The organism is Paenibacillus sp. JT22N12 (assembly GCF_056269365.1).
In genome coordinates, this window is the sequence record NZ_JBWDNU010000002.1 from 154,744 (window position 1) to 175,269 (window position 20,526).

The 20,526-nt window shown below is 50.0% G+C and carries 16 protein-coding genes and 1 riboswitch; of the genes, 10 read left to right on the forward strand and 6 right to left on the reverse strand.

Features of this window, described 5'->3' with window-relative positions:
* Positions 1–12: 12 nt before the first annotated feature.
* Positions 13–963 carry a cation diffusion facilitator family transporter gene (locus AC0YOA_RS06350; RefSeq protein WP_475785913.1) on the reverse strand — a complete coding sequence of 317 codons (951 nt, stop codon included), beginning with the start codon at positions 961–963 and terminating at the stop codon, positions 13–15.
* Between the two features lie 423 nt (positions 964–1,386).
* Here AC0YOA_RS06350 and AC0YOA_RS06355 point away from each other — a divergent pair, with 423 nt between their 5' ends.
* Positions 1,387–1,902 carry a hypothetical protein gene (locus AC0YOA_RS06355; protein WP_475785914.1) on the forward strand — a complete coding sequence of 172 codons (516 nt, stop codon included), beginning with the start codon at positions 1,387–1,389 and terminating at the stop codon, positions 1,900–1,902.
* A gap of 31 nt (positions 1,903–1,933) precedes the next feature.
* Entirely contained in the window at positions 1,934–2,251 is a 318-nt protein-coding gene (locus AC0YOA_RS06360; RefSeq protein WP_475785915.1) for a hypothetical protein, read from the forward strand.
* A gap of 329 nt (positions 2,252–2,580) precedes the next feature.
* Here AC0YOA_RS06360 and AC0YOA_RS06365 read toward each other — a convergent pair whose 3' ends face one another.
* The 3 genes from AC0YOA_RS06365 to AC0YOA_RS06375 form a co-directional block, all read right to left on the reverse strand.
* Positions 2,581–4,422, reverse strand: coding sequence for an acyltransferase family protein (locus AC0YOA_RS06365; protein WP_475785916.1), 1,842 nt, complete (start codon positions 4,420–4,422; stop codon positions 2,581–2,583).
* 820 nt (positions 4,423–5,242) lie between these two features.
* Positions 5,243–6,052 (reverse strand): histidinol-phosphatase, encoded by an 810-nt coding sequence (locus tag AC0YOA_RS06370; RefSeq protein WP_475785917.1) that lies wholly within the window; start codon positions 6,050–6,052, stop codon positions 5,243–5,245.
* A gap of 12 nt (positions 6,053–6,064) precedes the next feature.
* Positions 6,065–6,967, reverse strand: a complete 903-nt coding sequence (locus tag AC0YOA_RS06375) for a LysR family transcriptional regulator (protein WP_210038444.1) — start codon at positions 6,965–6,967, stop codon at positions 6,065–6,067.
* A gap of 193 nt (positions 6,968–7,160) precedes the next feature.
* On the opposite strand from AC0YOA_RS06375, the gene AC0YOA_RS06380 reads away from it, so the two are divergent.
* On the forward strand, positions 7,161–8,456 hold the full coding sequence (locus AC0YOA_RS06380) for an MFS transporter (RefSeq protein WP_475785918.1): 1,296 nt from the start codon (positions 7,161–7,163) through the stop codon (positions 8,454–8,456).
* A gap of 165 nt (positions 8,457–8,621) precedes the next feature.
* On the opposite strand, the gene corA is transcribed toward AC0YOA_RS06380, so the two are convergent.
* Complete coding sequence (gene corA / locus AC0YOA_RS06385) at positions 8,622–9,557, reverse strand: magnesium/cobalt transporter CorA (protein WP_210038446.1); 936 nt, start codon at positions 9,555–9,557, stop codon at positions 8,622–8,624.
* 466 nt (positions 9,558–10,023) lie between these two features.
* Positions 10,024–10,131: riboswitch (SAM riboswitch) on the forward strand.
* Positions 10,132–10,247: 116 nt separating this feature from the next.
* On the opposite strand from corA, the gene metA reads away from it, so the two are divergent.
* The 4 genes from metA to mqnC all read left to right on the forward strand — a co-directional run bounded on the left by metA (position 10,248) and on the right by mqnC (position 14,901).
* Positions 10,248–11,165, forward strand: a complete 918-nt coding sequence (gene metA / locus AC0YOA_RS06390) for a homoserine O-acetyltransferase MetA (RefSeq protein ID WP_210038447.1) — start codon at positions 10,248–10,250, stop codon at positions 11,163–11,165.
* Between the two features lie 40 nt (positions 11,166–11,205).
* The gene (locus AC0YOA_RS06395; protein ID WP_475785919.1) at positions 11,206–12,366 is read left to right on the forward strand and encodes an aminotransferase class I/II-fold pyridoxal phosphate-dependent enzyme; all 1,161 of its coding nucleotides are present in this window, start codon (positions 11,206–11,208) and stop codon (positions 12,364–12,366) included.
* A gap of 8 nt (positions 12,367–12,374) precedes the next feature.
* Positions 12,375–13,559 (forward strand): trans-sulfuration enzyme family protein, encoded by a 1,185-nt coding sequence (locus AC0YOA_RS06400; protein WP_475785920.1) that lies wholly within the window; start codon positions 12,375–12,377, stop codon positions 13,557–13,559.
* A gap of 205 nt (positions 13,560–13,764) precedes the next feature.
* Positions 13,765–14,901, forward strand: coding sequence for a cyclic dehypoxanthinyl futalosine synthase (gene mqnC, locus AC0YOA_RS06405; protein WP_210038450.1), 1,137 nt, complete (start codon positions 13,765–13,767; stop codon positions 14,899–14,901).
* Positions 14,902–14,986: 85 nt separating this feature from the next.
* Here mqnC and AC0YOA_RS06410 read toward each other — a convergent pair whose 3' ends face one another.
* Positions 14,987–16,099, reverse strand: coding sequence for a GGDEF domain-containing protein (locus AC0YOA_RS06410; RefSeq protein WP_475785921.1), 1,113 nt, complete (start codon positions 16,097–16,099; stop codon positions 14,987–14,989).
* A 168-nt stretch (positions 16,100–16,267) separates the two neighbouring features.
* Here AC0YOA_RS06410 and AC0YOA_RS06415 point away from each other — a divergent pair, with 168 nt between their 5' ends.
* From AC0YOA_RS06415 to AC0YOA_RS06425, 3 genes are all read left to right on the forward strand, one after another.
* Positions 16,268–17,272 (forward strand): putative sporulation protein YtxC, encoded by a 1,005-nt coding sequence (locus AC0YOA_RS06415; RefSeq protein WP_475785922.1) that lies wholly within the window; start codon positions 16,268–16,270, stop codon positions 17,270–17,272.
* Between the two features lie 364 nt (positions 17,273–17,636).
* Positions 17,637–19,574: a threonine--tRNA ligase gene (gene thrS, locus AC0YOA_RS06420; protein ID WP_210038453.1), complete on the forward strand. Its 1,938-nt coding sequence runs from the start codon at positions 17,637–17,639 to the stop codon at positions 19,572–19,574.
* 189 nt (positions 19,575–19,763) lie between these two features.
* Entirely contained in the window at positions 19,764–20,390 is a 627-nt protein-coding gene (locus tag AC0YOA_RS06425; RefSeq protein ID WP_475785923.1) for a 3D domain-containing protein, read from the forward strand.
* The last annotated feature ends 136 nt before the right edge of the window (positions 20,391–20,526 follow it).

Here is a 20,526-nt window from a genome sequence, read left to right on the forward strand (position 1 = left end):
GTTGTTCAAGTATTACAGGCTATCCGGCTTCTGATCGGCATGCAGCCTGAGAAATTCTTGTCCGTATTCCCCATGAGGGAGTATGGAGGCATGCTCGGTTTGAATGGTTGAATGGGTAATGCCGTATTTGCCCCGCAGCAGCTCGTTAATGGCCAAAATGACATAGAACGGCTGTGAGTGCTTGGGGATGAACACATGTGCGGTGAGTGAATAATGGTCCGTGGAAATCGCCCACAGATGCATCTCGTGCACATCTTCAATGCCATCAATGGTGAGCAGGCTGCTCCGCATTTCTTCAAGGTCGAATTTCTCCGGCACCGATTCCATAAGAATCAAAAACGACTGGCGGATAATCCGATACCCACCGACGAATATAATGCCGCCGATGACCACGCTGATGATAGGATCCGCTATGTACCAATTGGTAAAATAAATCAGGACAGCCGACAGGATCACGCCGACCGAGCTGAGCAAATCGCCGATGAAATGCCACAATGCGCTTTGAATATTTAAATTATCTTCTTCCTTCATGCTGCGGCTGAGCACCACCGTCAGTACGATATTGACGATTAATCCGATGACCGCAATGATCAGCATCAGTTGGAAGTCGATGGCAACGGGATCGATAAAGCGCCGGATGCCTTCGATAAATATGCCGACTGCGATCACGGCTAGCGCCAGTCCGTTCAGGAACGAGGCAATGATCTCGAATCGCAGATACCCGAAGGTAAATTTGGAATTGGATGGACGCCGCGACAGATAGATTGCGGTCATGCTCAAACCAAGTGCGATTACATCCGAGATCATATGCGCCGAATCAGACAGAAGCGCAAGGGAATGGCTCAGCACGCCTCCGGTAATTTCCACAATCGTGAAGAAAAGCGTAATCCAGAGTGTGATCCAAAGCGTACGCTTGGACGTTTCCTGCTCCTTGGCGTGGCGAAGATGGTGATAATCATGCATGTCGTCGTTCACCCCTAATCATTTGTTACACAAATGAAATTACCCTTAATAATTCCCATATATATCGCGGGGATATCAGATGTTTCATATGTATTTTACCCACATGTATCCTACATATCATATCATACTCATGATTGCTTCGACCCGGTAACGGTGTCATTTCTCGTTGCTCCTCAGCGACAAGCATATAGCTGCGAGTTTGGTATAGAATCCTTTTGTGTCCAAGCCGCTCTTGAATGACTGCATATTGCTCTCCAACTGCCGCAAGATATTTAGTTTCTTGGATGGCATTGCATGGAGGGATATCAGAAAAACACTGGTTGCATGATCATGGAGTCAAGTAAAACAGGTATTGGCAAAATGAGGAAGTCATGGGATGATTGAAACGAATCGTATCTCAAATAAATTGGAGGGAACTCATTTATGCGAATTCGGAAATCAATCATTGCTGCGGTAGCTGCTTTCGCCTTTCTCTTTGTTTCTCAGCCGGTATCTGCAACTCCTACTACAACTCTTGAAACAACTGATGTTCATTACTTTGCTAGTTATGGCTATCCTATTAAGTCGAATGAATATTTCATGGGTTATCTTGGTTTTTACTGGGATGTAGATTCGTTTATATGGACGAACAATACGGATCATGATATTGCAATCGAACCACGGCTGTACTCTCCGTTTGGTTTAAAATATGATATGGACATAGCTTCAATTGATTATTATCAATTGCCTGATGGACGATTCGAGGATTTAATGGTTAATCCCGACAAAGAAGGTCAATATGTTTATAAAAAATCTCTTGGTCCAAAGGATGGTCCTAACAATCCGATAACAATAAAGCCTGGCAAAACAGCTTACTTTTGGATTGAACCGGAAGAGCAGGACTTCAGTAAAGCAAAAAATGATGTATTTTGGATCAATGAGGTCCCAATCAATCAATAAATAGCGTATCGGCAAGATGAGGCATATGTAAATGAAATTGGGGGATTCTTTATTGTCGCCAAATGGACTTAATTATGATCTACAAGTCAAAATTAATGGGGAATTTGTTAAAGCTGTTGATCAACCGAATGGGACTGACTTCCTCGATATGGTTCTACAGAAAGGCGAGAACTTGGCTGTCATTGTTACTGGACACATAGCGAAGGATTATGTAGGAGGTTACCGACAAAGGAAAGGTGCGGTAAGCTTGAAAACTAATAAAAGGCGAAACAAAAAGCCTCTTTTCATGGGGCTGGAGATAATAGGAATTATAAGCTACCCTGAAAATTGCACATACTGGGTTGACTGACGAACAAGCACAAAAGCAAACGAAACAAGATATCGTTTCGTTCTTTGGTTCAGGAACATAATCCGACATTGACACTAGAATGGCCATGGCAGTGGCAGTATGACTTGTGGTGATAAACAAGGCGTTCAGGATGAGGATCACCTCATACGCCTTTCCACTCTGCAGGGTAGAGCGGCGCGATTGATTATGAACAATATAGACCAGCTGCAGATTAATGCGGCTGGTCTTTCTTCTTATCTACGAGCCGAAATGAGGTTCCCCTTACCCGTAAAACAAACTTTAGTAGATCGAAGTAACAAGGATTGAACCACCAAACGTTCCTCCACATACTAAGATATATTCCCGGCGACGAGCTCGGCGTATGCTTTGGAGCCAGCCGTCGTGAGATGGACGCCGTCTTCGCCGAAATATTCGTCATGATTAGCGCTGAAGGAGTACCAGTCGACAAGCGTAACGTTCGCATAATCTTTGGCGGCAGTGCCCAGCATATCGTTCACTACATCCTGCCATTCCCGGGGAACGCGAGTGTTGACCAGTATGACCTGGTGTATATCCGCAAGCGAATCGAGCAAGCTTCTCATTTTTTTTTCTGTAAAGGGTCCGTTCGTGCCAAGCTCGATGACAATGTCCCCGAGCTTTCCGGCTGATTTTAGCTTGTCGATCAGTTCCTGGCCTTCCACAAACTGCCGGCTGACTTTTCCATCGATAGCGATGCCGGGCAGCATTTTCTCCAAATATGGCTTAATGTCCAGCATAACTGAATCCCCGATGGCAGTTATTCCTGTGCCAGCGCTGTCATTCTGATCTCCCCCGTCGCCGTCGCCCGTGGTAGGAGACAGCGTCGACGAGGATTCTGGCCCAGACGGTGAAATATCCGACCCTGATGCCGGCGGTGGAGCCGGAGTGATTCCCGAACCCGATGCGTTACTGCTGGCATGACCCGAACAAGATGCACAAATGACGATAATGAAACCCAATGAAATAAGGGAAGGCCATTTGCGATTCATTCGAACCTTCAGCTTCCTTTTCCGTTTTTTCCAACTGACCCACGCTGCTCCAAGTGCTCCACGACGAATGGGGTCCTCCACGTACTTCCAGGAGAGCGCCGCCAATAGTACGCTGACTCCTGCCTGAACAATCGGACGGACGATGCCGGCATCACCCGTGTCGACGGAAGGCGACGTCAGGATGATGACCGGGTAGTGCCATAAATAAATGCCGTAAGATCTTTCTCCCAACCAGCGTAAAGGTTTGCAGCCGAGCACCGCACCCAGACGGTTGGCCGGATGAGCCAATGCAGCCACTAAAGCAGCCGTGGCGAGAGACAGGAAGACGAACCCGCCGTGGTACAAGAAAGCGTCGGATTTGTTCGTTTGCCAAAACATCCATAAGATAACCACCAGTCCTGCCGCTCCTCCTAACTCGAGCATCAGCATGCTCCCTTTTGCCGATACATAGGAACCAAGTTGACGGCTCGGCCAAATAACGGCGAGAGCCGCGCCGATCAGCAACGCGAAGGCGCGCGTATCTGTACCATAATACACGCGGCTGGGATCGCCGTCAGGGTTGAAAAGCAGTGCCATCGCAATGGCGGACAACGCCGCCACTCCAGCTATAAGCAGAGCTAGAGAGCCGGGGCTGGGGGCAAAACGCAAGCCCAGCGCCAGAAGAAACGGCCATATCAAATAAAATTGCTCTTCGACCGCAAGCGACCACACATGGCCGATAGGCGAAGGGGGACCAAAACTTTCGAAATAAGAAACCTGATGGAAAATCAAATCCCAGTTATTTGTAAAGAAGACGGCCGACAGTATGTCTCCTCGTAAAGACAGCAATCTAGAACGGTCGAATAAGAGTAAGATCACCGCGACGACGGCGAGCATAAGCAGCATAGCGGGCATTAGCCTCTTGACCCTCCGCAACCAAAATTGCTTGAGATTCAGCTTGCTTTCAACTTTATACTGCGAGTTGAGGATGTCGGTAATCAAATATCCCGACAAAACGAAAAATACCCCAACTCCCAGAAACCCCCCTGAAGCCCACTGAAAATTAAGATGATACCCAATAACCGCGAAAACGGCCAATGCCCTCAGTCCGTCGAGACCCGGCATATATCGTTTATGAAGTTTTTTGGCTTGCAGAGGTTGTGCTTCTTCTTGTTTGTATATCATGATTACTCTTCCTTCCTTCATTTTAATTCGTCTTCCCTGTTACTTGGTTTGTCGTATTCCGCCTCAACCGCTTCTTGAAAAAATTCTTTCGTACTGACCATCTGACTGAGCCGACGACAATAATATAAATCAGACACGACGACAGAGACCGATTTCGCATACGAAAATCCGGTGGTTCTGATTGGCCGTACATGCTCTTGCCGCCGCTGCATCCTTGCGAAGCAATCTTGATATTTTTCTTCGTCATTTCATGTCAAAAAAACCACACTTTTCATGTCCTTTTCCTCCTGCCTTCATGCATCTAGAATAGGGCAGACTGATAAAGAAAGAAGTGGGGTGAAAATAAAATTTCCCTAAAAGGCAAAACAATGTATTGCAGGCTGGAGTAACTCCAGACCGCAAGGATTAGCCATGTTGTGGATGCAGCGATCAAAAACGGCTGGATTCTGGAGGGGCGGCAGCCTTGGATATGGTAAAGGCCGGTCTTCATCAGAGGGAAGAGGAGATTTCACAGGAAAATGCGGATGCCAATTGCAGCGTTTATAGGAATGAGCTTAGGGAGCGGCAGAAAGGAAAGGATTTGGACAGCCTGAAATCTTAGGGGAAAAGTTATAGGCAGGGGAGCCGATACATGTCAGCATATTTGTTACACAAATGAAATGATTCTGTTATCGTCCTTTTACATTCCTGGGCTATTATAATAAACAAGACCCCCTTTTACTTATATATAACATGGGACCTGCCGCTGGCAGGTCCACTTTTTTTGTTATGCTCCAGTTTTTCGAAAAACGATGTTGCGTCCACCTGGCGGATATAACCGTTATAGAGGCACAACAACCGGCTGCTTCTGCTTGTAATACACCCATTCCCGGAAGCCGATCTCCTTGAGCTGTCTCCGCACAAGCTCCCAATCGTCGCCTACCCGGCTTGGAACATGCGCATCCGATCCGAAGGTCACCTGGACGCCGAAATACAGGGCACGCTCCAGTATGGCATCCGAAGGATACCAGCCGCCGACATCCTTGGTCTTGCCTGAAGTATTGATCTCAATAGCCACGTTGTTCTGCGCAATAATCCTCAGCGTGTCGTCAATCGCATCCTCCGCTTCAATTTCGGAGAAGGCTGGATAATAGCCCTTCATGGCATCAATATGCCCCAGCACCTGGAAGGCTCCGCTGCGCGCCGACTGGGAGATCAGATTGTAATATTCGCGCTTTTCGTCGATTTTCTTGCTTTTCGACATGCCTTTCCACCGGTTGCGGTTAAATATGCTGATTCCCCGCGTATGGTGGACGGAGCCGATAATATAGTCGAAGGGATGCGGCTCGTACATGCTGCGGTACAAGTCGATTGATTCAGGATAGAAGTCGGATTCCATTCCCAGCAGCACATCGATCTTGCCTTCGTATTTGGCTTTGAGCCGGAGAACTTCATTGATATAGTTGAGCAGATCACTTTTGGCCATGGCGATTCCAGGATGCGGTTGATCCTGTTCGCTGGCAAAGTAAGGGGAATGGTCGGATATGCCGATAACCTGGAGTCCTACCGTAATACCGGCCTTGATATACGATTCGATATCCCCGTCGGCATGGCCGCACCGGTAATGATGCGTATGTAGATCGAATTTCATCGTTAACATCTCCTATTCGCTGCTAATAAATTGATCCTCGGGCATGCCTTTCAAGTCGCTGAGAAACTGCTGCATGGCGGAATTGAGATAACGTCCGGATTTGAAGACGACACCGACGGGATGGCTCATGTCGAGTTCGTTTACACTGATTCGTTTCAGGGTTCCCAGTCTGACTTCATTGGCGATGGACAGCTTGGAGACGACAGCGGCTCCCAGATTGATTTCAACCATGCGTTTGACCTCTTCGCTGCTGGACAGCTCCATCACGATATTGGGCTCAATATTGAATTTGCGGAATATTTTATCCAGAAAACGTCTTCCCAGCGTGTCTGGCGACAGCATAATCATCGGAATGTCCTTGAGCGCTTCAACAGGCATGTGCTTCAAGCCGCTTAGCGGATGCTCGGGCGACACGACGAGATCGTACGTATCATAATATAAGACCGAAGTTTCGACATTGGGATTTCGTTCGGACAAATAAGTAATGCCCAGATCTACGGAGCCGTTCTCCACACTGGTCATGACCTGTGCGGAAGGCATGGAATGAATGGTTGTTTTAATCAGCGGAAATTGATCTTGAAAATAAGACAAAACGCGCGGCAGGATTTGAATCGCGATCGAGGAGGTCGTCCCGAGCAGAATATGCCCCTGCGGCGTCTCATTCAGGTCGGAGAGCTTCTGTTTCAGCTCCTCGACAATGGACAAAATGCGCGATGCATGCTCCAGGAATACCTGCCCGCGGTCTGTCAGGGTGACAGGCTGGTTCCGGTCAATCAGCACGGTCTTGAACTCGTCCTCCAGGCTCTTGACCTGTGCGGAAACGGCCGGCTGCGTCAAATTGAGCAATTCTCCGGCTTTGCGGAAGCTCATGGTCTTGGAGATGGTAAGCAAGGTCTCAAGCTGGCTGATATTCACGGAAACCCTCCTTTGTCGATTAAAGATTTTTATCACTTATCGTACTATTATAAATGAAAAGCGGGAATACGGCAAAAGACCATGCGGCCCTTTGCAAAAACTTTAAGAAGGAATCATGTGGTGCCTGTCGAAAGGTTCAGCAGAGATATGGTGCCGATCTGAAGCGGTACCTAGAAGAAGGAGCGATAAGCAGATGAATCGTAAAGTGGTTCGCGGATGGCTGATGTATGACTGGGCGAATTCCGCTTTTGCGACGACGATAATGGCCGCGGTGATGCCCGTGTTCTATAACACCGTCGCAGGATCAGAGCTGACGGGCAATACTGCCGAAAATTATTGGGGATATACCCAGACGATCGCGATGATCTGTGTCGCGGTGCTCTCGCCCATCATGGGCGCAATCGCAGACTACTCCGGCAAGAAGGTACGGTTTCTGTCCTTCTTTGCTGTTATAGGAGCGATCTCATGCGGAGCGATGGCTTTCATTGGCGAAGGAGATTGGCTGCTCGCATCCGTGCTTGTTGTGATCGGAACGATTGGCTATTCGGCGGGAAATACTTTCTATGACGGCCTCATCACGGATATCGCACCGCCGCAGGAACGCGCTGCGATCAGCTCCAAAGGATACGCTGCCGGCTATTTGGGCGGGGGGCTTCTGCTGGCGCTGAATATTGTGATGATCGAAGGCTGGGAAATGCTCGGGTTTGCGGATAAAACAACGGGCACCCAGGCAGCATTTGCAACGGTCGGCATCTGGTGGCTGTTATTCTCCATCCCGCTTATGAGGAATGTCAAAGAGCAGGCCAAGGGAGCCTCAAGCGGAGCGGGCCATGCGGTCAGAAACGGATTTGTGCGCATTGGCCAAACCTTGAAGTCAGCCAGAAAATTCCCTGAGCTCCTCAAATATATGCTGGCATTCTGGTTTTTTAACGACGGCATTAATACGGTTATTGTCATGGCAACCATATACGGCAGCGGCATTGGCATCGAGACTACCCACTTGATTATTGCGCTGCTGATTACCCAATTTGTAGGCTATCCAAGTACGCTGCTGTTTATCAGAGCGGCGGCACGTCTTGGGACCAAACGATCCCTGAACATGTCCTTGATGATCTACATTCTGATTGTGGTTCTGGGCTTCTTTATGACCAGTGCGGTGCATTTCTACATCTTGGCATTCATGGTTGGACTTGTGCAGGGAGGAAGCCAGGCGATTGCCCGGAGCATCTATGCCAATCTGGTGCCGCCATCCAGGACCGCGGAATTTTTCGGCTTCCTTAGTCTGTCCAGCAAATTCTCCTCTGTCATGGGGCCGCTGATTTTCTCCATTGTGGGAACCATTACCGGCTCCAGCAGGCTGGCGATACTGTCGCTTGTCGCCTTCTTCGTCATAGGCATCGTACTTCTGGCCAGGGTGGATCTGGAGAAGGGAGCGCGCGAATCATTGGCTAATGATGTGGATGACGGAGGAAGCACGATTGCCTTGTAGAATTCTTGTCATGCCCTAAGGGGCGGGCGGGAAGACTGGTTTCGTACGCGCAGCGGGATTCTGACTGGATTTAGAAGCATTCAATGGTCCAAAACAGACAAAAATAACGTCTTTCCCGGTAGGGGGACGTTATTTTTGTTGTTTATTCGATACTCCGGCCTACAGTCACAGCCAATCCTTCTTGCGGAAGATATAGAACATCCCGCAGCCGAGAAACAGCATGATGAACAGCAAAATATAGGAGCCGCCATGCAGATGCAGGCCGGGAATATAATCAAAATTCATCCCATATATACCGGTTATGAAGGTAAGAGGCATAAAGATCGTGGTCAGTGCCGTAAATACGCGCATGATTTCATTGGCGCGGTTGGCCAGACTGGATTGATAAGCCTCGCGCAAGTTGCCCATGAGGTCGCGATAGGTCTCGAAGGTCTCGGCGATTTTGACCGCATTCTCATAGATATCGCTGAAATATTTCTGCAGCTGGTCGTCGATGAGCTTCAGATCCTTTTTGTTGAGCGTGAAGATGACGTCCTTCTGCGGACCCAGCACCTTTTTCAGCCACAAAATTTCACTTCGCAGACCGATGATTTCAGTCAGATGGGATTTCTTCGTATGCATGAGGATATCTTCTTCCAGGCTTTCAATGCGCGCTTCAATGCGGTCGCCGACCAGGAAATAGTTGTCAACGACAAGATCGACCAGATGGTAGAGGAATCTGTCCGGTCTGCCGACTTCCTCTTCCCACAGAATCGGCTTTAAAGTGCGCAGTTCGTTGATTTTTTGCTTGGTCACCGTAATAATATAATGCCGTCCGAGGAAGATGTTCAAGGCTCTGAGAAAAATCTCCTCGTCATCAAACCGGATGCTGTTGATCACGATGAAATAATGGCCCTCATGAATTTCAATCTTCGGCCGCTGTTCTTCCTCGCTGAGGCAATCCTCGACGGCAAGGTCGTGGAGGGCGAATATCGGCTGCAGCACAGCCAGATCGTCGACGTCCGCGTCAATCCAGTAAAAGCCCTCAGTGGGCGGAATAGTGGCAGTATGAATATCCTCAATTGTCGTAAAAATGCCCTGATTAACCAGACGGATTTTCATCCGCATCCCTCTCCTCTCTTTCCTTAATGATGGTTTTTCCCGGATGCCGGTAGATTGGAGGGAGGCATTTATCAATACGTTACGCTGACCATAGCGATGCAAACCGAACCTATATCAGGAAGGACGGCGTTGAACGATATGGACGGCTGTATCGTAAGCAGACATGCGCTAAGTTCCAGTACCGGTAATCAATGCGGTTGCCCGCAGGCCTCGGGTCGCCTTCCATATGCGTCAACACCCCTTTTGGAATTCATTTGGGATTTAATCATGCAATCCTTGTCTAGTATACTCTGACAGTGTCTTTCCATTCAAGAAGAAACTAGGCAGGCCGCATGATACTGTAATTTATGCGCTGATACCTCATGGGGTGAACATTACAGCCTGCCTGTTATTTCACTCATACTTGACGGGAATAAGGGAATGATTTAAAGTAAACATAAGTCGACCGATAATTAAATAGCAAGCTTTCTTATCAAGAGCAGGCGGAGGGACTAGCCCGATGAAGCCCGGCAACCGGCGTTTATACGCACGGTGCTAATTCTTGCGGAAACATTTTGTTTCTGACAGATGAGAGGCGCATGAACGATATTTTTTATGCCCCTACTCTGACACCAGAGCGGGGCTTTTTTCGTTTCCCGCCTGCCCGGCGAGGCGATTAAGGAACCCGCAACATGAGGAGTGAACGAGAAGATGCCAATCAAAGTACCTGATCATTTACCTGCCAAAGACATTTTGTCGGGTGAGAACATTTTCGTAATGGATGAAAGCACCGCCTTCCACCAGGACATACGGCCGCTGCGGATCGCCATTTTGAACCTGATGCCTACCAAGGAAACGACCGAAACGCAGCTGCTCCGTCTGATCGGCAATACCCCGCTGCAGGTTGAAGCGGTACTTATCAATCCGAGAACGCATACGTCGAAGAATACCTCGGCGGAGCATTTGGAAAGCTTCTATAAATCGTTCGACGATATTTCCCACGAATATTATGACGGAATGATCATTACCGGCGCACCCATAGAGCATCTGCCGTTTGAAGAAGTGACGTACTGGGAAGAGCTCAAGGATATTATGGACTGGAGCGCCCGGAGGGTCACATCGACCCTGCACATCTGTTGGGGCGCGCAGGCCGGCTTGTATCACCACTACGGCGTGCCGAAATATGACCTGGACAAAAAAATATTCGGCGTTTACCCGCACACGCTCGAGAAGCGCAATGTTCCGCTGCTCAGAGGCTTCGACGAACAGTTCTACGTGCCGCAATCGCGCCACACCGAGTTTCGCCGGGAAGATATCGAACCGATAGCCGACCTTGAAATTCTGTCTTCTTCTCCCGATTCCGGCGTTTACCTCGTGGCTTCCAAGGACAAAAGACAAATCTTCGCAACCGGACATTCGGAATACGATCCTTTGACGCTGAAATGGGAATATGACCGCGATCAGGCCAAGGGGCTGCGGATCGATGTTCCGCAAAATTATTTTCCAAACAATGATCCTTCATTAATACCGCTTTCCAGCTGGCGGGCGCATGCGAACCTGCTGTTCTCGAACTGGTTGAACTATTACGTGTACCAGCAAACGCCCTACGATTTGGGAGCAGGCATCTAAAACATACCATTATACGAGCTGAAAAGGAGCTTATCCTACGATGAAAATTGAAAGCCGATTAGCCCAGATAGGTTCCCAAAGTGAGCCGGTAACCGGAGCGGTGAGCTTCCCGATTTATCAAGCCACCGCTTTCCGCCATCCGCAGCTTGGCCAAAGCACGGGATTCGATTACGCAAGGACGAAGAGCCCGACGCGCAAGGTGCTCGAGGATGCCGCGGCTGAGCTGGAATCCGGAGATGCCGGATTCGCCTGCAGCACCGGCATGGCCGCGCTGCAAACGGTATTCGCGATGTTCAGCCAAGGCGATCATCTGCTGGTGTCGCTGGATCTGTACGGGGGCACCTACCGTCTGCTGGAGCGGATCATGAGCCGTTTTGGCGTGACGGCCTCTTATGTGGACACAAACGATATAGATGCGCTGTCCCAGCTTTATACGCCGAATACGAAAGCGGTTCTGATCGAAACGCCGACGAACCCGACGATGATGATCACTGATATTGAGCGGGTATGCGCCTGGGCCAAATCCAAGGGCATGCTGACGATTGTGGACAATACGCTGCTTACGCCTTTCTTCCAACGGCCGATTGAGCTGGGAGCGGATATTGTCATTCACAGCGCGACCAAATATCTTGGCGGACACAATGACGTACTGGCCGGACTGATTGTCACCAAAGGCAAGGAGCTGTCCGAGCAGATGTTCTTCCTGCATAATTCCATCGGAGCCGTTCTCGGAGCACAGGATTCCTGGCTGCTTATGAGGGGGATGAAGACGCTCGCGCTGCGGATGGAACGCCATCAGGAGAATGCGATCCGTCTGGCTAGCTGGTTGTATGAGCATGAGGCTGTCGAAGAGGTTTACTACCCGGGTCTCTCCCATCATCCGGGCCACGATATCCAGAGCCGTCAAGCCTCAGGGAATACCGGGATTTTCTCCTTCCGTTTGAAGGATGCCAGGTATGTCGAGCCGATTCTCCGCCATATCAAGCTGATCGCTTTCGCGGAAAGCCTCGGCGGCGTGGAATCACTGATGACATATCCGGCTGTGCAGACGCATGCCGATATTCCGGAAGAAATCCGCCGTCAGGTCGGCGTCGATGACCGGCTGCTGCGCTTCTCGGTGGGCATTGAGCATGCCGATGATCTGATTGCGGATCTTGGCCAGGCGCTTGAAGCGGCAGCGCGCGAAATCGGGAAGGAGTAACGAATAATATGGCAGATCAGGAACAGCAGCAGGATAAAGGCGCAAGGAAAGCGGACAAGCAGTTCGCCACGAAGCTCATTCACTTCGGCGCAGAGATCGATGAGCATACAGGGGCTTCCAGTGTGCCGATTTACCAGGCGTCGACCTTTCATCACCACGATATTTTTAACCCGCCGGATTATGATTACAGCCGTTCAGGCAACCCGACCCGGCAGGCGCTTGAGGATTATATCGCGCTTTTGGAGGGCGGGGAGCGCGGCTTTGCTTTCTCCAGCGGAATGGCAGCCATCTCCACGACCTTTCTGCTTCTCTCGAGCGGAGATCATGTTATTGTCACAGAGGATGTATACGGCGGGACCTACCGTCTGCTCACAACTATTCTTGACCGGCTTGGAATTGAATCGACCTTTGTTGACATGACCCGTTTTGAAGAGGTAAAGGCGGCACTTAAGCCGAACACGAAAGCGGTGTTCATGGAAACGCCGTCGAATCCCACGCTCAAAATCACCGATATTGCGGAAATCACCGCATGGGCCAAGCAGCGCAATCTGCTGACCATGCTCGATAATACGTTTATGACCCCTTATCATCAGCGGCCAATTGAGCTTGGAGTGGATATTGTGCTGCACAGCGCGACAAAATTCCTCGGCGGTCACAGCGATGTGTTGGCCGGTCTGGCCGTAGCTGCTAACGAAAGCCTTGGCCGCAGGCTCAAACAGCTGCAGAACGGTCTGGGCACTGTGCTCGGCGCGCAGGAATCCTGGCTGCTTATTCGCGGGATGAAGACCTTGCAGGCGCGGATGGAGCACAGTGAGAAGAGTGCGCGCAAACTGGCGTCCTGGCTCCTTCAGAACGATGGTGTCGTACAAGTATTCTATCCGGGTCTTGAGAATCATCCGGGACGGGAGATTCACGAGAAGCAGTCGCTCGGTTATGGCGCGGTGGTGTCCTTCGACGTTGGCGATGGAGACCGGGCCAAGGCGGTGCTGAGCCGCGTGAAGCTGCCGATCGTGGCCGTCAGTCTAGGCGCCGTTGAGAGCATTCTCTCCTATCCGGCGATGATGTCCCATGCGGCTATGCCGCGCGAGGTGCGTCATGAGCGCGGCATCACGGACGGCTTGCTCCGGTATTCCGTCGGTCTGGAAGACATTGACGATCTGATTGCCGATCTTGATCAGGCGCTGCGTCAATAATTAGACATATTTGCGCATAAATACCGGAAAACATGATAATAGACGATACGCGGCAGTCCTGACGGACCAGCCGCGTTTTTCGGCATTCAGGCATGCTTTTGCTTAAAGCTGCGATTAATGACGCGTTTGTACGCTTTATGTTAATATGAATGGTAGGCAGGACTTATAGCGTACGGTATTGATAATGAAGGAGGTTTTTCGCAGAATGCAAAATATAGATCGTATATTGGATAAAGCGCTGCAGGGCGAACGGGTCGGACTGGAAGAATGCGTAACATTGTTTGAGTCCGATGAAATTGAAAAAATGGGGCATGCCGCCAACATTTTGATGGAGCGCCGTCACCCGGAGCCCATCACGACTTTTGTTGTCGGACGCAACATCAACTATACGAATGTGTGTGATGTGTACTGCCGCTTTTGCGCCTTTTACCGCGCTCCCGGATCGCCGGAAGGCTATGTTCTTCCCGATGAGACGATTCTCCAGAAAATCCAGGAAACGATGGATGTGGGCGGAACTGAAATTCTGATGCAGGGCGGTGTGAATCCGACCTTGCCTTTCTCCTATTATCTGGATCTGCTGCGCAAAATCAAGGTGCATTTCCCGGGCATCACGATGCACTCCTTCTCTCCCGCAGAGATTCACAAAATGCGCGAAATCTCAGGCGGCTTAACCATGGAAGAGACCATGCGCGAGCTGAATGCGGCGGGACTCGATTCGCTGCCGGGCGGTGGCGGCGAGATTCTTGATGACCGCACGCGCCGCAAGATCAGCCGGCTGAAGGGCTCCTGGACCGATTGGATGGACGTGATGAAGACGGCTCACCGCATCGGGATGAACACGACCGCAACGATGGTGATCGGGTTCGGGGAAGAGATGGAGGAGCGGGCGCTTCACCTTCTGCGGGTGCGCGAAGCGCAGGATGAATGTATTGCGAACGGCTATGACTCGCGCGGTTTTCTGGCCTTTATTCCATGGACCTTCCAGCCTGAGAACACGAATATGAAGCGTGAGAAGGCGACGCCTGAGGAATATTTGAAGACACTGGCGATCAGCCGGATCACCTTGGATAATATTGATAATTTCCAATCCTCATGGGTTACAATGGGACCTGATGTAGGCAAGCTTTCTCTGCAATACGGCTGCAACGATTTTGGCAGCACGATGATCGAAGAGAATGTTGTCTCTGCCGCGGGAACGACCCACAAAGTCAACATCGAGTCCATTCTCCGGCTTATCCGTGAATCGGGCAAGATTCCCGCACAGCGTAACACGAAATATGAAATATTGAAGATGTACCAAGAATCGGATGGCGTCGAGCATGATTTTGTTATGCAGAACTAAAGACTTTGGCCTTCGATGTTAAAAAGATAAAGAAGCTCCCTGCAAAGCGATCTTACCATCGCACTGCAGGGAGCTTCTTCCTGTTTTACGCAAGCTGCGTTTCAGCTATATCTGCTGCTGCAATAACAGTCTTGTTCTTACCGGTGTTCTTGGCTTTGTACAGCGCGGCATCCACCCGGTTGAAGAACCGTTCCTTGCCGTCGCTGGCCGAATATTCTCCCACCCCGATGCTGACCGTTACGGGTTTGCCTCCCAGCGATTCGTGAGACAGCCGGGAAATCTCCAGCCTGATTGTATCCACCATTTCAAGGGCTTCAGCCATGGGCTTGTCCGTAAACAGGATGGCGAATTCCTCTCCGCCGTAACGGGCCACAAAGTCGTTCTGATAGGCTTTGCTGCTGATTAGTTTGGCTACCCTTTGCAGTACGACATCACCGCCGCGATGTCCATACGTATCATTGACATGCTTGAAATTATCAATATCAATCAATGCCAGCTGCAGCGGCAAGCCGTTATCCTCATGCTGTTCAATCAGCTTTTCAAAATACTCATGAAATGTCATGTGATTGTACAGCTCGGTTAATGCATCGGTTTTGGCCAGCTTATCCATCCAGATGGTCTTGACGAGAAGCTCCTGATTGGATTCGAAGGAGGACTTCAGATGGCTGATCAGCTCGCGTCCGCGGCGGATAACGCCCCAGCCGACCAGCGAGAAGCAGGAGAACATGACTGTAATCGTTAACAAACCGACCAGCGTAATGTCATGATTCATGAAATCATTGGTCCAATACATCAGGTAAACCGAAGCCATCGTTATAACGTAGGCAAAAATCATTTTTTTGGGATGGAAGTAGAATATGGAAACCATGACAGGCAGGAAAAGTCCAAGCAGCAAATAGTTAATGGAGTTGTGGATGTAAACAATAATGTAGGCCAATAAAGACGAGGTGATGATTAGAATATAATCCTGATACTTGCCCTTTAATGCCCGGAGTCCCGTCTCGGCAAGCAGAAGCGTCGATAATTGAAAAACGGTGGGCTTCACCATATATTTGAGAATAAATTCCCGGGATGGAATCTCCGTTATCGTTAAATACAAGCATTCCAGAAAAATCGAGAACAACAAAATGAACCAGAATCCGCTAAGAAGCATGCGATTCCAGCGGTAACGGTTATAATCCAGCGATTCATAATCCATGATATTCACTCCAGCGGCCAGCTTTGTTCAAAACTCAATATACCACGAATACTCTTTCTTTCCAATCCCTAACCATTTACCCACTCGATGCATCGTATATATGCCCTGGCAGGACCATATACTGATACAAGAAGAAAAAAACACGTAAAAATATGTAGGAGTGAGCCTATGGAATTGTTCACCGTATCTCTGATATCGGCTTCGGGCGAAGCGATTGGAAGGCTGCGCGAATATTTGCAGGAAGAATTCCTCGATTTACATAACAAAGCCGGATCCGGCGGCGAATATGTCACCATACATTGCACCCCAGATCTTCAATATGGAGCCATAACCTGCAGTGCGGAAATGAAGGATTTCAACCTTGCTTTGCACGGCCCACTTGTTTACCGCCGGGCGGCAAACGCTTTTGCCCGGTATATATTGACCGAGATGGAGCCGACGCTGCTGCATTCGATCATCCGGAAGCAATTTCATTATGAAGAGCCCCGTGAAATTGAATCGGTTGAACAGTACTGCAAAAATCTGCTATTTGGGGGAGAGTCCAGCTCCCATGAAGCTGTCAGTGTGGATCTGGAGATGCTGCGGGTCGACCGGGACCGCCGGAAAAATAAGGTTGCGGCAGAGCTCGAAGAGTTCCTGGGCAGCAATACCCGCATCCATCTGGATGGATATGTCACCTTCCGTCTTGCTTCCTATTGGGAGGAGCTCCGGGAAATAGCAGCCTTCGCAGTCGATGAATACGTCATGGATAAGCAGTATCAGGAATTTATCTCTTTATTGAAATATTTCGTTCGCATGCAGGAGGTAAAGCTGCCGATCGTTCATGTTGTCCATAAGGGCGGAACGGAATTCGTCCTCTATAATGAGGAATTTCAAATGCTCGAAGCGGTGCCGGCTGACCGGATTGTCGCAGAGATGCTGGAAACGGAAATGAATATGGAGGATATGATTGTAAGCACATTGATTACAATATCGCCGGAGAATATCGTCATTCATACCAGGCAGCCGGAGCTTCAGGTTATGCGGACGCTGGAGACAATTTTTGAACAGCGCGTTCAGCTTTGTGTGGAATGCACAAGCTGCACCTTTTATTTCGAGCAATTTCATGATCTGCAGCAGCATGAGCCGGTCTTGGCCCCGCGGATGATTACCGCCAAACGCAAATGGACTTGACCGCTGCGCAAAGCTCGGATTATAATGTTTGCATATAAAGCTTTGAGAAAGACATGTATCTGCTCACAATACGCATGTTCCAGAGAGAGGGACCATCAGGCTGCAAGCCCCTCACGCCTGCGTTGGCGGATATACCCCTTTTTAGCTGCCCAGTTGAAGCCGTTTCAGACGGTAGTAAGCTGCGCCGGTTTCGTTCCCGTTACCGAACGCTCACAAGGATTGGCTCCAAGGCGCATTTATGGCCCTTGCGTCAATTGAACCAGGGTGGAACCACGGGTCTGACAGGCACTCGTCCCTTTTACGGGATGTGTGCTTTTTTTGTTGTCTCCATTCCACCATACAACATATCTGCAGGAGGTTGAAGATGTCGATTCAAGTGAAATTTCCCGATGGGAATGTACGGGAGTATGACGGGGGAACTACGGTTGAGGATGTGGCCGGCTCCATTAGCAGCGGGCTTAAGAAGAACGCCATTGCAGGTAAGGTCAACGGCAAGGTGGTCGATGTATACACGCCGCTTGAAGAGGATGCATCGCTTGAGATTGTGACGGTCGAGACTGCGGACGGACTGGAAGTATACCGCCACAGTACAGCGCATTTGATGGCCCAGGCGATCAAGCGCCTGTACGGCAGGACAGAAGTCAAGCTTGGCATCGGACCGGTAATCGAGGATGGCTTCTATTACGATATTGATCTGGAGCAATCCCTCACTCCGGAGGACCTGGTCAAGATCGAGAAGGAAATGGAAAAGATCGTACAGGAAAATCTGCCTATCCGCCGCCGTGTTGTCAGCCGCGAGGAGGCAATCGCGATTTTTACGGAGCTGGATGATCCGTTGAAGCTTGAGCTTATCCGCGATCTGCCCGTTGAAGCGGAGCTGACGATTTATGATCAGGGCGAATTCTTCGACCTGTGCCGCGGACCTCATCTGCCGTCGACCGGCCGCATCAAGGCTTTCAAACTGCTGAGCGTGGCCGGAGCCTATTGGCGCGGGGATTCCAAGAACAAGATGCTGCAGCGTATATACGGCACCGCGTTTCCCAAAAAAGCGCAGCTGGACGAGCATCTTCATTTTCTTGAAGAGGCCAAGAAACGCGATCACCGCAAGCTCGGCCGCGAGCTGAAAATGTTCACCTTCTCGCGCGAGGTAGGTCAGGGACTGCCGCTTTGGCTTCCCAACGGCGCGACTGTAAGACGTACCATGGAACGCTACATCGTCGATCTCGAAGAACGGCTTGGCTACCAGCATGTCTATACACCAGTTCTGGCTAATGTGGAGCTGTACAAGACGAGCGGCCACTGGGAGCATTACAGCGAGGACATGTTCCCCAAAATGATTATGGATAACGAGGAACTTGTTCTTCGTCCCATGAACTGCCCGCATCATATGATGGTTTTCAAAAGCGAAATGCGCTCCTACCGGGATCTGCCTGTTCGTGTGGCAGAGCTTGGCACGATGCACCGTTATGAAATGTCAGGGGCGCTGACGGGGCTTCACCGCGTGCGTGCCATGACGTTGAATGACGCGCATATTTTCTGCCGTCCCGATCAAATCAAAGAGGAATTCGGCCGTGTTATCAAGCTGATCCGCCAGGTATACGAAGATTTCGGAATCAAAGATTACCGTTTCCGGTTATCCTACCGTGATCCGAAGGACACCGAGAAATATTTTCCAAATGACGAGATGTGGGAAATGTCCCAGCGGATGCTGCGCGAGGTTGCCGAGGAGCTTGAGTTATCTTTCTTCGAAGCCGAAGGAGAAGCCGCATTCTACGGTCCCAAGCTGGATGTCCAGATCAAGACGGCGCTGGGCAAGGAAGAGACGTTGTCCACTGCGCAGCTCGACTTCCTGCTGCCGGAGCGCTTCGAGCTTGAATATGTCGGAGATGACGGCAAGAAACACCGGCCGGTCGTTATACACAGGGGGATTATCAGCACGATGGAGCGGATGACCGCTTTCCTGCTGGAGAATTTTGCGGGGGCGCTGCCGCTCTGGCTATCTCCGGTGCAGGCCAAAATCCTTCCGGTCTCCACGGCTTATGAGAGCTATGCACGGGAGGTTGAAGAGAAGCTTCGCGCATCAGGAATCCGTGTGGAATCCGATCTGCGCAATGAGAAGCTGGGCTATAAAATACGCGAGGCGCAGCTGGAGAAAGCTCCGTATATGCTTGTTGTCGGCGATAATGAAGCGCAGTCGGGCACAGTATCGGTGCGCAAACGCGGCGAAGGCGACATTGGAGCCAGACCGGTGTCTGAACTGATCTCTTTGCTTCAAGAAGAAATCAGCGCCAAGCAGATATAGAAATCAGCAGCAATTCCTGGACTTTACGGCGGAACTGCCTGTTTTGGAGGGGAAGAAATGGACTTATCCGAGCTTAATCGACGGCGATGTGAAATTCTTCCTCTCTATTAAACTATCTGCCAATTGATAGAATCGTGAATAAAGCTTGCTCTATATGGGTAACCTCCTCATAGGGGGGACTACATCCAAATGAAGACAAGCATGCCCATCTTCCGCTTCCTGCTCGCAGCTTTACTTGCAGGCGCGGTAATTGTAACAACGATTTCGGGAAACAGCACGTCCAGCAAGAAGGAGACAGCCGATGCTCCTGCTGTTGAAGTTATCAAGCCGTTAAACCTTGCAAACGCGGTTATGGATCAGAAGAAACCTGCGAGCAAGGTGAAAGAAGCCAATAAGAAGACTCAGGCAAGGAAACATATTAAGGTGGTCGCAACCGGCTATACAGCAGGCGTCGAATCGACTGGGAAAAAGCCGGGCCATCCCTTGTACGGAATCACGTATTCCGGAGTTAAGGTCAGACGGGATATCGTTTCGACCATTGCGGCGGATCCCAAGGTTTTTCCTATCGGGACCCTGCTTTATGTTCCGGGTTACGGCTATGGCGTAGTAGCAGATACGGGTTCTGCGATCAAGGGTCATAAAATTGATTTATATTTTGAGACCCGTAAGCAGGTGTACAAGCAATGGGGCAAACGGACCGTTGAAGTGCAGGTCATCAAGCAGGGTGACGGAAAAGTGTCGGAATCATGGCTTAGGTCCTTAAATAAGTCGGTTACTGCAGAAGGACCTATACCGGCTGCTCTTTTGGAATCTTGAAAAATATGTAGAGGGTTGTTCAACAAACTTGAAATTTGTTGAATCGCCTTCTTTTTTTTATTGGAAAAATATGATATTATGGCTGTAAACGCTATCATCAAAATAAGCGGGGCGGTTACCTGTGGGTATTAATTAC

What these genes read in the sequence shown, in the direction of transcription:
- AC0YOA_RS06365 (WP_475785916.1), bottom strand. Translation starts at nt 4,422, where the DNA reads ATGATATACAAACAAGAAGAAGCACAACCTCTGCAAGCCAAAAAACTT.
- AC0YOA_RS06370 (WP_475785917.1), bottom strand. Translation starts at nt 6,052, where the DNA reads ATGAAATTCGATCTACATACGCATCATTACCGGTGCGGCCATGCCGAC.
- metA (WP_210038447.1), top strand. Translation starts at nt 10,248, where the DNA reads ATGCCAATCAAAGTACCTGATCATTTACCTGCCAAAGACATTTTGTCG.
- AC0YOA_RS06395 (WP_475785919.1), top strand. Translation starts at nt 11,206, where the DNA reads ATGAAAATTGAAAGCCGATTAGCCCAGATAGGTTCCCAAAGTGAGCCG.
- corA (WP_210038446.1), bottom strand. Translation starts at nt 9,557, where the DNA reads ATGAAAATCCGTCTGGTTAATCAGGGCATTTTTACGACAATTGAGGAT.
- AC0YOA_RS06350 (WP_475785913.1), bottom strand. Translation starts at nt 963, where the DNA reads ATGCATGATTATCACCATCTTCGCCACGCCAAGGAGCAGGAAACGTCC.
- AC0YOA_RS06415 (WP_475785922.1), top strand. Translation starts at nt 16,268, where the DNA reads ATGGAATTGTTCACCGTATCTCTGATATCGGCTTCGGGCGAAGCGATT.
- AC0YOA_RS06410 (WP_475785921.1), bottom strand. Translation starts at nt 16,099, where the DNA reads ATGGATTATGAATCGCTGGATTATAACCGTTACCGCTGGAATCGCATG.
- AC0YOA_RS06400 (WP_475785920.1), top strand. Translation starts at nt 12,375, where the DNA reads ATGGCAGATCAGGAACAGCAGCAGGATAAAGGCGCAAGGAAAGCGGAC.
- thrS (WP_210038453.1), top strand. Translation starts at nt 17,637, where the DNA reads ATGTCGATTCAAGTGAAATTTCCCGATGGGAATGTACGGGAGTATGAC.
- AC0YOA_RS06360 (WP_475785915.1), top strand. Translation starts at nt 1,934, where the DNA reads ATGAAATTGGGGGATTCTTTATTGTCGCCAAATGGACTTAATTATGAT.
- mqnC (WP_210038450.1), top strand. Translation starts at nt 13,765, where the DNA reads ATGCAAAATATAGATCGTATATTGGATAAAGCGCTGCAGGGCGAACGG.
- AC0YOA_RS06355 (WP_475785914.1), top strand. Translation starts at nt 1,387, where the DNA reads ATGCGAATTCGGAAATCAATCATTGCTGCGGTAGCTGCTTTCGCCTTT.
- AC0YOA_RS06380 (WP_475785918.1), top strand. Translation starts at nt 7,161, where the DNA reads ATGAATCGTAAAGTGGTTCGCGGATGGCTGATGTATGACTGGGCGAAT.
- AC0YOA_RS06425 (WP_475785923.1), top strand. Translation starts at nt 19,764, where the DNA reads ATGAAGACAAGCATGCCCATCTTCCGCTTCCTGCTCGCAGCTTTACTT.